This window comes from Marinilabilia salmonicolor (assembly GCF_003003035.1).
GTDB classification, from domain to species: domain Bacteria; phylum Bacteroidota; class Bacteroidia; order Bacteroidales; family Marinilabiliaceae; genus Marinilabilia; species Marinilabilia salmonicolor_A.
In genome coordinates this window covers 43,858-58,729 of the sequence record NZ_PVTS01000017.1, presented here as the reverse complement: position 1 = coordinate 58,729, position 14,872 = coordinate 43,858, and the positions used below count along the sequence as shown (strand labels likewise).

General features: G+C 43.7%; 12 protein-coding genes. 8 read left to right on the top strand and 4 right to left on the bottom strand.

The window, feature by feature from the left end:
• Nucleotides 1-16: 16 nt before the first annotated feature.
• The 6 genes from BY457_RS15235 (at nucleotide 17) to BY457_RS15210 (ending at nucleotide 6,446) form a co-directional block, all read left to right on the top strand.
• Nucleotides 17-940 (top strand): NAD(P)-dependent oxidoreductase, encoded by a 924-nt coding sequence (locus BY457_RS15235; protein WP_106154191.1) that lies wholly within the window; start codon nucleotides 17-19, stop codon nucleotides 938-940.
• 722 nt (nucleotides 941-1,662) lie between these two features.
• Nucleotides 1,663-2,913: a DUF1015 domain-containing protein gene (locus BY457_RS15230; protein ID WP_106154190.1), complete on the top strand. Its 1,251-nt coding sequence runs from the start codon at nucleotides 1,663-1,665 to the stop codon at nucleotides 2,911-2,913.
• A 97-nt stretch (nucleotides 2,914-3,010) separates the two neighbouring features.
• On the top strand, nucleotides 3,011-3,685 hold the full coding sequence (locus tag BY457_RS15225) for a YggS family pyridoxal phosphate-dependent enzyme (RefSeq protein WP_106154189.1): 675 nt from the start codon (nucleotides 3,011-3,013) through the stop codon (nucleotides 3,683-3,685).
• Nucleotides 3,686-3,772: 87 nt separating this feature from the next.
• Nucleotides 3,773-4,759, top strand: a complete 987-nt coding sequence (locus BY457_RS15220; RefSeq protein WP_106154188.1) for a dihydroorotate dehydrogenase-like protein — start codon at nucleotides 3,773-3,775, stop codon at nucleotides 4,757-4,759.
• A 174-nt stretch (nucleotides 4,760-4,933) separates the two neighbouring features.
• Complete coding sequence (locus BY457_RS15215; protein WP_106154187.1) at nucleotides 4,934-5,872, top strand: hypothetical protein; 939 nt, start codon at nucleotides 4,934-4,936, stop codon at nucleotides 5,870-5,872.
• A gap of 94 nt (nucleotides 5,873-5,966) precedes the next feature.
• Nucleotides 5,967-6,446 (top strand): hypothetical protein, encoded by a 480-nt coding sequence (locus BY457_RS15210; protein ID WP_106154186.1) that lies wholly within the window; start codon nucleotides 5,967-5,969, stop codon nucleotides 6,444-6,446.
• 25 nt (nucleotides 6,447-6,471) lie between these two features.
• On the opposite strand, the gene uvrA is transcribed toward BY457_RS15210, so the two are convergent.
• From uvrA to BY457_RS15190, 4 genes are read right to left on the bottom strand one after another with little or no spacing between them, the layout of a single operon-like run.
• Nucleotides 6,472-9,285 carry an excinuclease ABC subunit UvrA gene (gene uvrA / locus BY457_RS15205; RefSeq protein WP_106154185.1) on the bottom strand — a complete coding sequence of 938 codons (2,814 nt, stop codon included), beginning with the start codon at nucleotides 9,283-9,285 and terminating at the stop codon, nucleotides 6,472-6,474.
• Between the two features lie 56 nt (nucleotides 9,286-9,341).
• On the bottom strand, nucleotides 9,342-10,412 hold the full coding sequence (locus BY457_RS15200; RefSeq protein ID WP_258176760.1) for an AMP-binding protein: 1,071 nt from the start codon (nucleotides 10,410-10,412) through the stop codon (nucleotides 9,342-9,344).
• A 9-nt stretch (nucleotides 10,413-10,421) separates the two neighbouring features.
• A complete protein-coding gene (locus tag BY457_RS15195) occupies nucleotides 10,422-11,444 on the bottom strand; it encodes an o-succinylbenzoate synthase (RefSeq protein ID WP_106154184.1) in 1,023 nt (340 codons plus the stop codon).
• A gap of 19 nt (nucleotides 11,445-11,463) precedes the next feature.
• Nucleotides 11,464-12,363 (bottom strand): 1,4-dihydroxy-2-naphthoate polyprenyltransferase, encoded by a 900-nt coding sequence (locus BY457_RS15190; RefSeq protein WP_106154183.1) that lies wholly within the window; start codon nucleotides 12,361-12,363, stop codon nucleotides 11,464-11,466.
• A 685-nt stretch (nucleotides 12,364-13,048) separates the two neighbouring features.
• Between BY457_RS15190 and BY457_RS15185 the strand changes: the two genes are divergently transcribed.
• Nucleotides 13,049-13,591: an RNA polymerase sigma-70 factor gene (locus BY457_RS15185; protein WP_106154182.1), complete on the top strand. Its 543-nt coding sequence runs from the start codon at nucleotides 13,049-13,051 to the stop codon at nucleotides 13,589-13,591.
• Nucleotides 13,592-13,695: 104 nt separating this feature from the next.
• Nucleotides 13,696-14,697: a FecR family protein gene (locus BY457_RS15180; RefSeq protein ID WP_258176759.1), complete on the top strand. Its 1,002-nt coding sequence runs from the start codon at nucleotides 13,696-13,698 to the stop codon at nucleotides 14,695-14,697.
• The last annotated feature ends 175 nt before the right edge of the window (nucleotides 14,698-14,872 follow it).

The following is a 14,872-nucleotide window of genomic DNA, read 5'->3' as shown; positions in this document are numbered from 1 at the left end:
TAAAACTTTGGTAATTATGAAGAAAATACTGGTTGCAACCGAAAAACCTTTTGCTCCTGCTGCAGTAGCTCAGATAAAAGAGATTGTTGAAGCTGCAGGTTTTTCTATGTCTTTGCTTGAGAAATATTCATCACCTGATGAACTCAATGCTGCTGTTGCCGATGCCAACGCTCTGATTGTTCGGTCGGATAAAGTAACCGCTGATGTGGTTGATGCTGCAAAAGAGTTGCAGATTGTTGTTCGTGCCGGTGCGGGATACGACAATCTGGATCTGGAGGCTTGTTCGGCTAAAAATATTGTGGCTATGAATACCCCCGGGCAGAACTCCAATGCAGTGGCAGAGCTTGCATTTGGAATGATGGTTTTTCAGGCACGTAATCATTTCAACGGAGCGGCCGGAACGGAGCTTCGTGGAAAGAAAATTGGAATTCACGCCTATGGAAACGTGGGAATCTATGTGGCCAAAATAGCCAAAGGTTTCGGAATGGATGTATATGCCTTCGATCCTTTTGTTGAGGATGCTAAAATTAAAGCTGATGGTATCACACCTGTCTCATCAGTAGAGGAATTGTACAGTACTTGTCAGTATGTGTCATTGCATATTCCGGCCAATGATAAAACCAAAAAGTCTATCAATGCGGGGTTGCTTAACACAATGCCCGAAGGTGCTGTGCTAGTAAATACTGCACGTAAGGAGGTAATTGATGAGGAAAGCGTGGTGGCGCTCATGGAGAAACGAGCCGACTTTGCTTATATTTCTGATATTGCCCCAGATAATAAAGCGGTTTTTGAGGAGAAATTCCCGGGACGATTCTTCTTTACGCCTAAGAAAATGGGCGCACAGACCTCCGAGGCTAACATCAATGCAGGAGTGGCTGCTGCCAACCAAATTGTTAAGTTCCTGAAGGATGGAGACGAAACTTTCCGGGTGAATAAATAGTGTTTGTCTATAAAGTCCAACCTCTGCGTTGTTGCTCAAAATCTAGATCCTCATCCCGATTGTGCTTTTTGTTTAAAAATCTTACAAACGCTACTTCGGGACTGCGGTTTAGATTTTTCACACGCCTTGAATTTGAACTTTCTAGTTCAAACACGTGAAAAACGCTTGGTTTATGGACAGACTCTAAATAAGCTCTCCGTAATAATATTTATGTTGCAAGCCCGAAAATATTTTTTAGGATATTTTCGGGCTTTGGAGTGTTTGGTGGTTCCTGTAAAATGTTATGCCTAAAGACTTTATGTCTCGATTAATAGCTGAATTACATTCATAATATTCTTATTTGTAGGTGCTACCCCTTCCGGGGCTTTCCATTCATTGGAACGTTATTGCTACCAGTTGCTACCAAACTGTCGCCTCGCCGGGGCTGGTTTACCATGGCAAGGAAATATTTCTCAACTCTCACCTCTCAATTCTCAATTTTTACCTTTCATTTCTCATAGCTCACCTCTTCTGCTTTACGACTATTTTCCTTAGTTACCTAACTAAAGTACTTTTATATCACAAAAATTTTAACCACCTTTAAATCTGATGTCTGTACAATAATTGTTGGTTCCTGTATCGTATGTCAGTCGCTGTAAATCATGCTACTGGCTATAATACTGCTGACTGCTGACTAATAACAACAGACGCAACTTTACTTATATCAAAAAACTTTTTTTTATATGGCAATAGTAAAACCTTTTAAGGGACTTCGTCCTCCCAAAGAAATTGCGGCAGGACTTTCTTGTCTGCCCTACGATGTTATGAATTCGCAGGAGGCCGCAAAAATGGCTGAAGGAAAAGATTACTCATTGTTGCATATTACCAGAGCAGAGATTGATTGTGAGCAGGATGTGGATGTGCATTCAGATGAGGTTTACAGCAAATCGGCAGAGAATTTTCAAAACTTTAAAAAACAGGGATGGCTGGTTCCGGAACCTGAACCTCGTTTTTATATTTATGCTCAAACCATGAACGGGCGGACTCAGTACGGGATTGTAGGTTCTGCCGCCTGTTCTGATTATGAGAACGGGATTATCAAGAAGCATGAACTTACCCGTCCCGATAAAGAGGAAGACCGCATGGTACACATCCGGACCAACAATGCCAATCTGGAACCTGTGTTTTTTAGTTACAAAGCTGTGCCGGAAATAGATGCCATTGTAAAAGGAATTGTGGAAAATCAGGAGCCTGAATACGATTTTGTTGCAGAGGATGACGGCTTCGGACATCACTTTTGGGTGGTAAAAGATGCTGATACCAATAACCAATTGGAAACGTTATTTGCTGAAAAGGTTCCCTGCACTTATGTGGCCGACGGACATCACCGAACTGCAGCGGCTGCAAGGGTAGGGCTGGAACGAAAAGCAGCCAACCCCAACCATACCGGAGACGAAGAGTACAATTATTTCATGGCAGTGCATTTTCCCGATGATCAACTGGAGATTATTGATTACAATCGAGTGGTAAAAGATCTGAACGGCCTTTCCGAAGAACAATTTCTTGAGAAACTGTCCACCTCTTTTGATGTAACAGAGAAAGGTGCTGAAATATATAAACCATCCATGCTCCATGAATTTGGGATGTATCTTGCCGGAAAATGGTACAGTCTTCAGGCAAAACCGGGAACCTATAACGATCAGGATCCGATTGGAGTGCTGGATGTAACCATTTTGTCCGGTGAGGTGTTAGACAAATTATTGGACATTAACGATTTGCGGACATCAAAAAGGATTGATTTCATTGGTGGTATTCGCGGACTTGAGGAGCTGAAGAAGCGGGTGGATTCGGGTGAAATGAAGGTTGCATTTGCGCTTTATCCTGTTTCTATGCAGCAGTTGATAGATATTGCCGATACCGGGAATATCATGCCACCCAAAACCACCTGGTTTGAACCTAAACTCAGATCGGGACTGGTGATTCATGAACTTTGATTCTTGATAATAATATTATTTTTCCCGGTGCAGAATTCTTGGTAACTTGCCATATTATTCCGACCGGGATTTTTAGTGAAAAAAAGTAAAAGGATTTATGTCATCAGTTAGTCAGAGTATTCAAAAATTAAAGGAACAGCTGCCTGGAGAAGTTACCCTTGTGGCAGTATCAAAAACCAAACCCAACGAAATGATTATGGAGGCCTATGAGGCCGGGCAGCGCATCTTTGGTGAAAATAAGGTGCAGGAGCTGGTGGATAAGCAGGAAAGTCTTCCCAAAGATATTCAATGGCATATGATTGGTCACCTGCAGCGCAATAAGGTGAAATACATCGCCCCGTTTGTCTCTTTGATTCATGGAGTGGATAGTCTTCGTTTGCTTCGGGCCATAAATAAGGAGGGTGCCAAAAATGAGCGGATTATTCCTTGTTTGCTACAGATGCATATTGCCAGTGAGGAGACCAAGTTTGGTCTTGATGAAACTGAATTGTTTGAGTTGCTGGAGAGTCAGGATTTTCAGTCCTTTTCTAATGTAGAGATAAGAGGGCTTATGGGGATGGCTACCTTTACGGATGACCGGGAAAAGGTCGCCGGAGAGTTCCGCACCTTAAAAAACACTTTTGAGAGGGTGAAGGAGAAATATTTTAAGGAAAGAGAAGAGTTTTCGTTTTTAAGTATGGGTATGTCAAGTGATTATGAGATTGCCGTAGAGGAGGGAAGCAATATGGTGCGCATAGGTAGTTCTATTTTCGGGGAGCGCAATTACGTGTAATCACCCCAAAACGATTGGGACTTTTACGGTTTTGATTATATTTGTTAAAGCAAATTTTAAAGAAAAACGCATAAAGCATATAAGGACATGGCAAATTTAGAGACCACTTACCTGGGGTTAAAATTGAAAAATCCTGTTGTTGTCAGCAGTTCAGGACTGACCAATAGCGTTGAACAAATACAAAAGCTTGCAGCTGCCGGAGCAGGGGCAGTTGTTTTGAAGTCCCTTTTTGAAGAGCAGATTATCCACGAAGTAAACAATGAGGTAAGAGGAGGTCATGGATTTGATTATCCTGAAGCCATGGATTATGTGCGGGAATATACCCGTGAGAATTCAGTCTCGGCCTATTTGAAATTGATTAAGGATGCCAAAGCGGCTGTGGATATTCCGGTTATAGCCAGTATTAACTGTTTTTCTGCCGATGAATGGGTCAATTTTGCCCAGGAAATTGAAAATGCAGGTGCCGATGCTCTGGAATTGAATGTTTTCAGGGTTAATACCGATAAAAACAGTGAGCCGGGAACCTATGAGGATATTTATTTTAAGATAGCAGAAACAGTTAGTGAGGTCGTTTCCATTCCGGTATCTATGAAGCTTGGACCTTATTTCTCCGATTTGGTACATGTTGTTGACCGGCTTTCTGTTTCAGGAGCTAAGGGAGTGGTTTTGTTTAACCGTTTTTATGAACCTGATATTGATATTCATACATTAAGTCTTACTTCTGCCGAAGTATTCAGCAATCCTTCAGATATTCGTCAGTCTTTGCGTTGGGTGGCCATCGTAAGTTCTAAAATAAACAAAACCGATATTGCAGCATCCACCGGAATTCATGATGGCACTGCAGTTGTCAAACAGCTACTGGCAGGTGCCTCGGCAGCTCAGGTTTGTTCTGCTGTTTACAAAAACGGTCCTGAAGTCATTACCCGAATGGTTGAATTTATTGAAAGCTGGATGCAGGAGCATAATTTCTCATCGATTAAAGACTTCCAGGGAAAAATGAACTATCGGAATATGAAAAATCCTGCGCTTTATGAAAGAGCTCAGTTTATGAAATATTTCTCCAAATTTGAATAGTTTTTATTGCCGGTAGAGTGGGTTACTACCCGGGAAAAAGAAGCGCACATCTTTCTGATTACTACGTCGGTCAAAATATCAGACGATTCTTTGATTGTCGTGTGGAAAAGTAATAAATTGTGTAATTATTAAAACAGCGATCAATAAGTTTGGTCGCTTCAACTTGTTGTATCTATGACAAAGGTTTTACATAAAGCTTCTTTAACGATTCGGTTGGTAGCCCTCGGAGGTTTTGTTTTGACATTTTTTGCCTGTAATTCAGGTGCAAAGAAAGAATCTGAAAATTCAGAGAAAGATATCATTGAGTCCGTCCCGATGAATGATCAGCTGGTTGAAGATCTGAATAAGTCAAAGCTTATCTTTTATTCACTGCCATCTCCTTTGGAAACAGCCATGCTGATTAAGCGTGCCGGCGCCGGATTCGATCCGGATATTCTCAATCCTCTGGACAATATCTCGAAATACAATACCAATTTTAAGATGGCGCTGAATTTGGGAATTTACAGTGCCGATCTTAGTTATGCCAGCTTGTTCGACCAGTCGCAAACAACCATTGAATACATGGGGAATGCACGAAATCTGGCCGATGAACTCGGAATACTGGGCGCTATTGATGAGCAGACCATTCGTCAGCTTGAAGAAAATATGAACAACCGGGAGGTGGTAATGAACATCATCTCCGAAACCTATATGAACTCTAATGCCTATCTTTCTGAAAATAATCGTGCTGCCGTTTCGGTAATTGTTTTGGCAGGTGGCTGGATTGAAGGATTGTATCTTGCCACTTCGTTGACAAGGGGAAATCTTCAAAACAATAAGAACCTTGTGGAGCGGATTCTTTATCAGAAACTCTCACTGGTGACCCTTCAGAATATGATGGAAACCTACAGGGATGAAAATTCCGACATAGACCGGTTGTTGGCTGATATGCAGGAATTATCGGAGATTTTTGATAAAGTAACTATTGTTAATACTTCGGAAGTGGAGGCTGTTACCGATACTCTGAACAGGACTACCACCATCAGAGCTAAAAGTGAGATTGAGATATCTCCCGATGATTATATTCTGCTTTGTGAAAAAATTGCGGAGCTGCGCAACAATTTTATTTCCTGATGTTTCGTTATTGTAATTGTTGACATTTTTCCCCGGATCCGATGAGTTAGTATCATGCGGCTCGGGTTGATACACTCAAACCATTAAAAGACGAATGCTGAACGAAAACTTTATGAAATATCGCCTCAAAAAAATGGCCCGTATGCTGACATTTGTCGGTGGTGCTTTTTTGGTCCTTTTTTTTGTGTCGGTAAGTAGTGTGGCTCAGTGTTCCGGTTTTGCAAGGGCGGTAGCTAAGCCTGAATTATCGCCATATCTTCATGATGGTAACTATAACGCCACGATTCTTGGCGAAGGAGAAACCATTGTTCTCAGAAAAACCGTTTTTAAGGGGCAGAAATACAGATTGTTGGTCAAGGGTGTTTCGGAACTGCCTAAACTGCATTTCAGGGTGCTGGATGCTGACTCCGGCCTTCTCTTTGATAATTCTCAGGTTGAATTTGCAAGCCGTTGGGATTTTGATGTGCAAACTACCCGCACCATAGAGGTTGAGGTATCGGTTCCTGATGATGAGAACCCTGAAATTGACACCGGAGGTTGTGTTGCCATTCTTTTTGGCCTTGAACTGGATTAAATAGAGTCTTGCCTGTTATCTGGCCCTATTGAGGCAGGTAGGGCTCCAGATATTTACCGGTATGTCCCAATCCTGATTTTATCAGGTCCTCGGGTTTTCCTGCAAACACCAGATTGCCTCCTTCATTTCCGCCTTCCGGCCCCAGGTCTGTAATCCAGTCGGCCGACTTGATGATCTCCATATTGTGCTCCACCACTAAAACGGTATGGCCTTTTTCTATCAATGCTTCAAATGCTTTCAGGAGTTTTTGAATGTCATGAAAGTGGAGGCCTGTGGTAGGTTCATCAAAAATGAAAAGAGTAGGCTCCGTTTTTTCCATAGCCAGAAAAGATGCCAGTTTTATACGCTGGCTCTCACCGCCACTCAGTGTACTGGAAGGTTGCCCCAGGTGTACATAGCCCAATCCTACATCTGCCAGCGGCTGTAGTTTTACTGCGATGCGTTTTTCGGTATTACCATCGGCCTCCCTGAAGAATTCAATGCTCTGATTGACGGTCATTTCCAGAATATCATGGATGTTTTTGCCCCTGTAAGTGATGTCCAGAATTTCAGGCTTAAATCGTTTTCCCTGGCAACTCTCACAGGTGAGAACGATGTCAGCCATAAACTGCATTTCTATTTTAATGGTTCCTTCTCCCTGACATTCATCGCACCGTCCGCCGTCCACATTGAAGGAGAAGTGTGCCGGTTTGAGGCCGTTGACTTTCGCCTGTTTCTGGTCGGCCATCAGTTTTCTGATTTCGTCGTATGCTTTGAGGTAAGTGGCGGGGTTGGATCTTGAGGACTTTCCGATGGGATTCTGGTCAATGAATTCAACGTCAGAGATTGCTTTTGTATCTCCTTTCAGCAGATCAAACTCGCCAGTTTTATCGGCATATCCTCCTTTGATCTTTTTCAGGGCCGGATAGAGTACTTTTTTTACCAGAGATGATTTTCCGGAACCGCTGACTCCTGTTATTACATGCAGCACATTGAGCGGGATTTTTACATTCAGATTTTTTAGATTGTTCTCTCTGGCGCCAACAATTTCCAGCGAATTGTTCCATGATCTCCGGGAAGAAGGAATTTCAATTTTTCGGGTCCCATTCAAATATTGGGTAGTAAGACTGTCGGGAGTGGCTTCCAGTTCTCTGAAGTTCCCCTGAAACACAACTTCTCCGCCATTTTGCCCGGCTCTCGGCCCGATGTCAATGATTTCGTCGCCGGCTCGGATGATCTCTTCATCATGTTCGACCACAACGACTGTGTTTCCCAGCTTTTTTAAGTGCTGAAGAACATTGATAAGCAGATGGGTATCGCGGGGATGGAGACCAATGCTGGGCTCATCCAGAATGTAAAGCGATCCTACCAGGCTGCTGCCCAGCGAAGTGGCCAGGTTGATGCGCTGACTCTCACCGCCCGATAGTGTGGAGGAAAGCCGGTTAAGTGTCAGATATCCGAGTCCCACATTGTTGAGAAACTGCAGGCGGGAGGTGATTTCTATCAGCAGCCGTTTGGAGACTTTTTGTTCATGCTCGTTGAGTTTCAGCTCTCCGAAGAAAGTCTCCAGTTCAGATACGGGCATCAGCACGAGTTCATGAATGCTCCTGCCGTTGATTTTGACGTACATGGCCTCCTTCTTCAGACGGGTACCCCGGCAATCGGGACAGGTTGTTTTTCCCCGGTAACGCGAAAGCATTACTCTGAACTGGATCTTATATTGTTTGGATTCGAGATGCTTAAAGAACTTATTCAGTCCGTAAAAATGGCGGTTTCCGGTCCATAACAGCTCTCGTTGTTCCGGTGTAAGCTCATAATAAGGTTTGTGAACAGGGAAGTCGAATTTGTGTGCATTGTTGATCAAAACATTTTTCCATTCCCCCATTTTTTCACCACGCCAGCAGGCAATGGCATCGTCATATATCGACAGATTCTTGTTGGGGATTACCAGGTCTTCGTCAATGCCGATTACGTTGCCAAATCCTTCGCAGGTGGGGCAGGCTCCAATAGGATTGTTAAAAGAAAAGGTGTGTTCGGTGGGTTCTTCAAAGACAATGCCATCGGCTTCAAATCGGTTGGAGAATGTGTACGTTTGAGGCCCCTCATCAGTGTAAATCTTAATCAGACACTCTCCCCGTCCTTCGTAAAAGGCCGTTTGAAGTGAGTCGGCCAGACGCGATTCGTTGTCTTCATCCTCTTTTTTTACACTGATGCGATCGATCACCAGATTTATTTCCCGGCATTTTGAGAGCAAGTCTTCATCCTGCAGCAGTTCATCAATTCTCAGGAAAGTTCCATCTGATTCCACCCGGCTGAAACCCTGTTGTTTGAGAATGGACAAATGGTCGGCGCAGGAACGGTCTGCCGGTGTGACGATACTTGCCAGAACGGCCATTTTTGTTCCATCTTCGAACTGGTTGATGAAGTCGATGACATCATCCACCTGATGCTTCTTAACCTCATTGCCCGATACGGGTGAAAAAGTGCGCCCTATGCGGGCATACAGCAGTTTCAGGTAATCGTATATCTCCGTTGATGTTCCCACGGTGGATCGTGGATTTCGGGTATTAACTTTTTGCTCAATGGCAATGGCAGGCGGAATACCTTTGATATAGTCCACCTCAGGCTTGTCGAGACGTCCGAGGAACTGCCGGGCATAAGAACTCAGGCTTTCCACATAGCGTCGCTGTCCTTCAGCGTAAAGCGTGTCGAAGGCCAGTGAGCTTTTGCCGGAGCCTGATACACCGGTAATAATAATAAACTGATTTCGGGGGATGTCCAGGTCGATGTTTTTCAGGTTGTGAACCCGTGCCCCTTTTATGCTAATGTATTTGGATGCTGTAGCTTTGGTCTTTCCCATTGTTTCCTCTCAAATTGACCTGCAAAGATACCAAAGATGACCGGAAATAACCATAATCACCCGTTCAATGTTCGTTTGATTTTCCCGTTTTCGGTTCGTGGCAGCGGGTTGCGGATAATAATTTTTTTTGGGGCATGGAATTGCGGAACCATCTTTTTGATGTGATTCAATAATTCATTTTCATCTTCAGGAGGGTTTTCCATTACCAGTACGGGTTGCTGTCCCAACTGTGGGTGTGGAAGTGCTCCGATGAAGAATGGGGTGCTGATTATTCCTGATATCAGAGATTCAATTTTTTCAGGTGAAATTTTGATCCCTCCTGAATTGATGATGTTGTCCATTCTTCCCGATATTTTGAATTTTCCGTCATTGTTAAGATTTACAATATCGTTGGTGATCATCGGCCCGTTGGTGATTCCTGCGACATCAATAACAAGACATTCCCTCTGGTCTGTTTCAATTCGGACTCCCGGCAGTGGGGTGAAAAAATCGTCTTTCCCGGATCCGTTTAGAAGACGTAATGCCACATGCGAAAGGGTTTCTGTCATTCCGTAAGTCTCCCATGCCTCGAATGGCTGATCCTGAAGGAGGGCCGTCAGCTCTTCGCTGACAGAACTTCCGCCGAGGATGACTGTTTTGAGAAGATGTGTTTTATCAGAATTTTTTTCAAGCTGATTGCTCATCTGAAGTGGCGTCAGTGCTGCAAAATCCACCGGATGTTTAAGAGGATCCAGAGGAGTACCGTTAACAGGAACCGGGATCAGATCCATTTTCCCTGCCAGGGCTCTTACCACCATCATTTTTCCGGCAATGAATTCACAGGGAAGACAAAGGAGTGCGGTTTTATTTTCTTTTAAATCAAAAAAATCCAGAGTGTTGAAGGCTGATTGCAGCATAGCCGACTTGCGGACCTGCAAGGTTTTGGGAGTTCCGGTGGAGCCTGAGGTCTTAACCTTCACAAAGGGACTGTCATTGAGCCATTCCAACAGGAAAGCATAGAGAAAATTTTCCCAGGCAGGTGTTTCGTTGCTTTGCAGTTTTGTCTCACACAGTTTCAGTAATTCTGCTTTGTTGTATTTCTTACCCAGTAAAGTAAGGGATGTGTATTGTTGGTATGAATTATCCATCACTGCCATTTATTTTTTCATCCATAGTTCACCAATTTTGATGGTTAAAGATGACTTGGTGTTGTTTGAGAATACCTGTCCGGTTCCCAGCCCCTGTGGCATCGGGTTGTTGAGTGTGGCTGTCCATTGTGCAATGGCATTGAGGCCAATATTGCTCTCCAGGGCCGAGGTAACCCACCACCCGGTATTGTTGTTTTCTGCTGCCGATATCCACTCTTCAGAAGCTTTGAACCCGCCCGTCAGGCTTGGTTTTAATATGATGTATTGAGGCCTGATGGTCTGCAGCAACTGTTCTTTCCGGGCAGGCTCATCTATTCCTATCAGTTCCTCATCAAGGGCAACGGGCAGGGGCGTGCTTTCACAGATCTGAGCCATCTCCTGCCACTGACCGGCTTTGATGGGTTGCTCGATGGAGTGGATATTAAGTTCTGCCAGTTTTTCAAGAATGGAGGGAGCTTCAGAGGCCGAAAAAGCGCCATTGGCATCCACTCTTAATTCAAGATCTTTGGGGCTGAATGTGCTTCTCAGTTTTTTCAGGATGTTGTATTCCTGTTGAAAATCTATGGCGCCGATTTTCATTTTCAGGCATCTGAATCCGGCATTAAGTTTTTCTTCAATTTGTTGTTTCATCTCATTCGGTGAACCCATCCAGATCAACCCGTTGATGGGAATGCCTTTTGTACCTGAAGTGAAAGGACCGGGGAATAACTCCTGATTGCCGCCGTTACCTAAATCAAGCAGGGCTGTTTCCAAAGCAAACCTGATTGCCGGCCAATCAGCAAGAGCAGTATGAAAATTGCTTTTCAGAAGGTCTGTGTTTCGAGCGACATCTTCTAATTTGGTTTCAATATTCGGGCGGTCATCAGGACTGAGTTTTGGCAAAACAGAGCATTCACCAATTCCTTTGATGTCCGGATTCTTTTCGTCCCAAACGGTGATGAACCAACTGGTTTTTTCGGTCAGAACACCTCTTGAGGTTCCTCCCGGCGTTTTAAATTTTAGTGTGTATGGTCGAAAAGTGGCTTTGAGCATAGCATTCTTTATAATTTTCTTAAAAAACACCTATTCCGTACAAAAGAACAAAAAGTAAGGTGCCCAGTGATAAATTTCTCAGCTCAGGATCCAGTTTTGCGGAAGGGGCATCGAACCGGAAAATGGCAATGATGTTTTTAACGAATAATGGCATTGATAAAAATACCAGCCATGCTCCCGGTCGTGATTCATAAATGAGGAGCCAAATTACCATTGCAGTCCAGCCCGATAATAGTAAAAATGAGTGGTACAATGCTGCATTTTTGCGCCCCATCATCACCGGGAGCGTTTTTTTACCACTTTTTTTGTCACTTTCAATATCCCTGGTGTTGTTCAAATTTAAAACTCCGGTGCTGAAAAATCCTACCGCCGTGGCAGGAAGCAACACCGACCAATCCCAGTATCCGGAATGCAGGAAAAAGGTGCCTCCCACGCCCATCAGGCCAAAAAAGAGATATACGTAAAAATCCCCCAAACCTCTGTATCCGTAAGGATTGCGTCCGACGGTGTAACGAATAGCTGCCGCAATAGCTGCTATTCCCATCAGGAAAAAGGCGAATGCATAAAGATGATTTCCCTGGAGTGATATAAAAATAAGTGTCAGCCCGGAGATTAGAGCCAGTAATGCGGTAGTTGAGATCGCGACTTTCATCTGCTTCAGGGTAATTGCCCCCTGCTGAAGAGCCCGCCGGGGACCTTCACGTTCATCATTGTCGGCTCCCGAAAGAGCGTCGCCATAATCATTGGCCAGGTTGGAGAGGATTTGTAAAAAAAGAGTGGTCAGGGAGGCCCAAATCAGTACAGACCAACGAAATGTGTCAGAATCCACCGCAAGAAATGAACCCATAAAGATGGTGGAGAGTGCCAGCGGGAGGGTCCTAAGACGCAATGAAATAACCCAGGCTTTGATATTTGGCATAGTATTATTGTGTTTTGTTTTCTCTATCAATAAACAATTATCGGCAGGAACGGTTTTCTCCCGTCAAAATTACTGCTTTTTGGAGGAATATCCGTTTTTTACAGGACAGTCCTTCAAAATGGGGGGGCTTTTTTCAGAGAAACACATAAGTCAATAATCTGAATGTGTTATTGATATTGTGTAGTGCCAGCAATAAAACTGAGTGCTTGATTTGAAAAGTCCAAGTTCAAGGCTTGTCCTTTCTGAAAATCAAGGTGTTTACTTTGATGAATAACTGTTTTCAGAAAGGACGTAACGCAGAAATTGGACTTTTCGGGCAAGCATTATGTATAATGCAGGTTTCCTAAAAGCGTGGCTTTTCTCTTTTTAAGGAATACATAATGTTGTTGCGTTTTTTTTAGGTCAAAGGTCTTTAAGCAATAGCCTGGGGCAACGTCCCAGGAAAATTGTAATATCTCTCCCCCGCGGTTTATTGGTCGCGACGCGACCAATAAACCGCGGGGGAGAGTAGGGAATTGCAACCCAGGGCGTTGCCCTGGGCTATTGCTTTCAGGCTTTCAGCTTGTTTCCGTACTGCCTCCTATATTGTTTTATGTATAAGGTGGGTTAAATGAATAAAAAGAATGAACGTCGATAAGGGTTTTTTGATAAATTAGTGTCATTAAAGTGACTGAAACAAAAAAATATGCAAATACCACGATCGGAAAAAGAGATTGTCCGACTCATAGCCAGAGGAGATGAACATGTTTTCGAAGAACTGTTCCGGTCGTCGTATGCCCGTTTGTCGTTATTTGCCTTCAGGTATTTATCCGATCGGCAGGAGGCTGAGAATATTGTGCAGATGGTTTTTATCAGGTACTGGGAGAAAAGGAAAGAGTTAAAGCTTGAATCTTTGAACAGTTATCTGACGACTGCCGTGCGCAATAGTTGTTTGAATGAACTGAAGCGCAGACCTCATTTTTATTCGGTGGAGGATCAGTTCAATTTGCCGGAAGAGGAAAACAGTGCAGAGGAGGACGAGTTGGTGGGGGAAGTTCTGAAGGCTATTGAAGAGATGCCCCCACGGCGTAGAGAGATTTTTAAAATGAGCAGATTCGACGGGTTTAAATACAAAGAAATTGCAGGAAAATTAGGTATTTCACAAAAGACTGTGGAAGCACAGATGGGAAAAGCACTTAAGACACTCAGGGAGATGTTTAATCCGATGATCGCTCATAAAAAGGACTGAGGTTGCGTTTGGACCACTATATTATTTTGGCACAATCCCTAAGGACAGAAGGGGTTAATGCAGACCGATATACAAAAAATATAAGCAACTCATAAATAGTTGAAATGATGTTGGAAAACGAGAAAAATATAAACTGGGAACTGGCAGCACGTGTTTTGAGCGGAGAGGCTGATGAAATTGACCGGGGATTGCTGGAACAGTGGGTTCATGCAGATCGGGCCAACGAGCAGGAGTGGGAGCGTATCAAAGATTCATGGCTTCGGGGTGAAGAAGCCTTGTTTGTTCAGCAAACAGATACGGAGTCTGCCTGGAAGAATGTGCATCGATTTACAAAAGAGTCTTCTTTTCCGGAAGTTTCAAAAGGCAGGACGTTTTCTTTAGGGAAAACACTGGCTGTTGCAGCTTCTGTAATTGTTGTTCTTGGACTTTCGTGGTTTCTTCTTTTAAAACCGCAGGTAAATCAATCTTCCTTAATTGTTTCCAACTCGCCGCGCGAGGAGATGTTGCTGAGTGACGGAAGTAAAGTTATTCTTAACAACAGCTCCAGGTTTTTATGTAATCAGCCATTTAATGATGAGGAACGCACTGTAGAACTGGAAGGAGAAGGCTTCTTCGAAGTAGAAGGAGATATAGACTGGCCCTTTGTAATTAACACCGGGGATGTGACCATTCGTGTGACCGGTACTAAATTTAATGTGCGGGCTTATCCCAACATGGATGTAACCGAAATAGCCGTTCTTGAGGGGCGGGTTGAGGTGGTTCCGCCCTCTGAGCAGGAGATGGTTGTGCTGACCGTTGGACAAACTGCCCTTTTTGATAAAAAAAGCCGTTTGCTCTCCGTTGTGGAGACCACCGATCCCAATCTTTTGTCGTGGCTTACCGGTCAGATAAAATTTGAAGAAACCCCCCTGAGTGAGGTTGTTGAGACTCTTGGCCGTGTGTATAGTGCTGATTTTCAGTTTTCAGATGAAGAGCTGGGAGAACAGAAGCTGACAGCCCGCTTTAGTGATAATTCGTTGGATTTTGTTCTTGAAGTCGTTTGTACTACCTTTAATCTGGAGTCGAAACGGGAGGGGGAGACTATCTTCTTGTCGGCCCAAAAATAATTGGCTGGGTTATTGACTTCGTTGATCTTCGATTCATAGGTTTTCGTTTTGAATAATTCAGTCCTCCCAAAAGCGAGGCTTTTTCCTTTTAAAGGAATACATAATGTTGTTGCGTTTTTTAAGGCCGAAGGTCTTTAAGTAATAGTCTGGGGCGTTGCCCTGGGCTGTTGCTCTC

Coding starts and splice junctions, on each gene's coding strand:
- BY457_RS15185 (WP_106154182.1), top strand. CDS start 13,049: ATGCAAATACCACGATCGGAAAAAGAGATTGTCCGACTCATAGCCAGA.
- BY457_RS15200 (WP_258176760.1), bottom strand. CDS start 10,412: ATGGATAATTCATACCAACAATACACATCCCTTACTTTACTGGGTAAG.
- BY457_RS15190 (WP_106154183.1), bottom strand. CDS start 12,363: ATGCCAAATATCAAAGCCTGGGTTATTTCATTGCGTCTTAGGACCCTC.
- BY457_RS15230 (WP_106154190.1), top strand. CDS start 1,663: ATGGCAATAGTAAAACCTTTTAAGGGACTTCGTCCTCCCAAAGAAATT.
- uvrA (WP_106154185.1), bottom strand. CDS start 9,285: ATGGGAAAGACCAAAGCTACAGCATCCAAATACATTAGCATAAAAGGG.
- BY457_RS15215 (WP_106154187.1), top strand. CDS start 4,934: ATGACAAAGGTTTTACATAAAGCTTCTTTAACGATTCGGTTGGTAGCC.
- BY457_RS15235 (WP_106154191.1), top strand. CDS start 17: ATGAAGAAAATACTGGTTGCAACCGAAAAACCTTTTGCTCCTGCTGCA.
- BY457_RS15210 (WP_106154186.1), top strand. CDS start 5,967: ATGCTGAACGAAAACTTTATGAAATATCGCCTCAAAAAAATGGCCCGT.
- BY457_RS15195 (WP_106154184.1), bottom strand. CDS start 11,444: ATGCTCAAAGCCACTTTTCGACCATACACACTAAAATTTAAAACGCCG.
- BY457_RS15220 (WP_106154188.1), top strand. CDS start 3,773: ATGGCAAATTTAGAGACCACTTACCTGGGGTTAAAATTGAAAAATCCT.
- BY457_RS15180 (WP_258176759.1), top strand. CDS start 13,696: ATGATGTTGGAAAACGAGAAAAATATAAACTGGGAACTGGCAGCACGT.
- BY457_RS15225 (WP_106154189.1), top strand. CDS start 3,011: ATGTCATCAGTTAGTCAGAGTATTCAAAAATTAAAGGAACAGCTGCCT.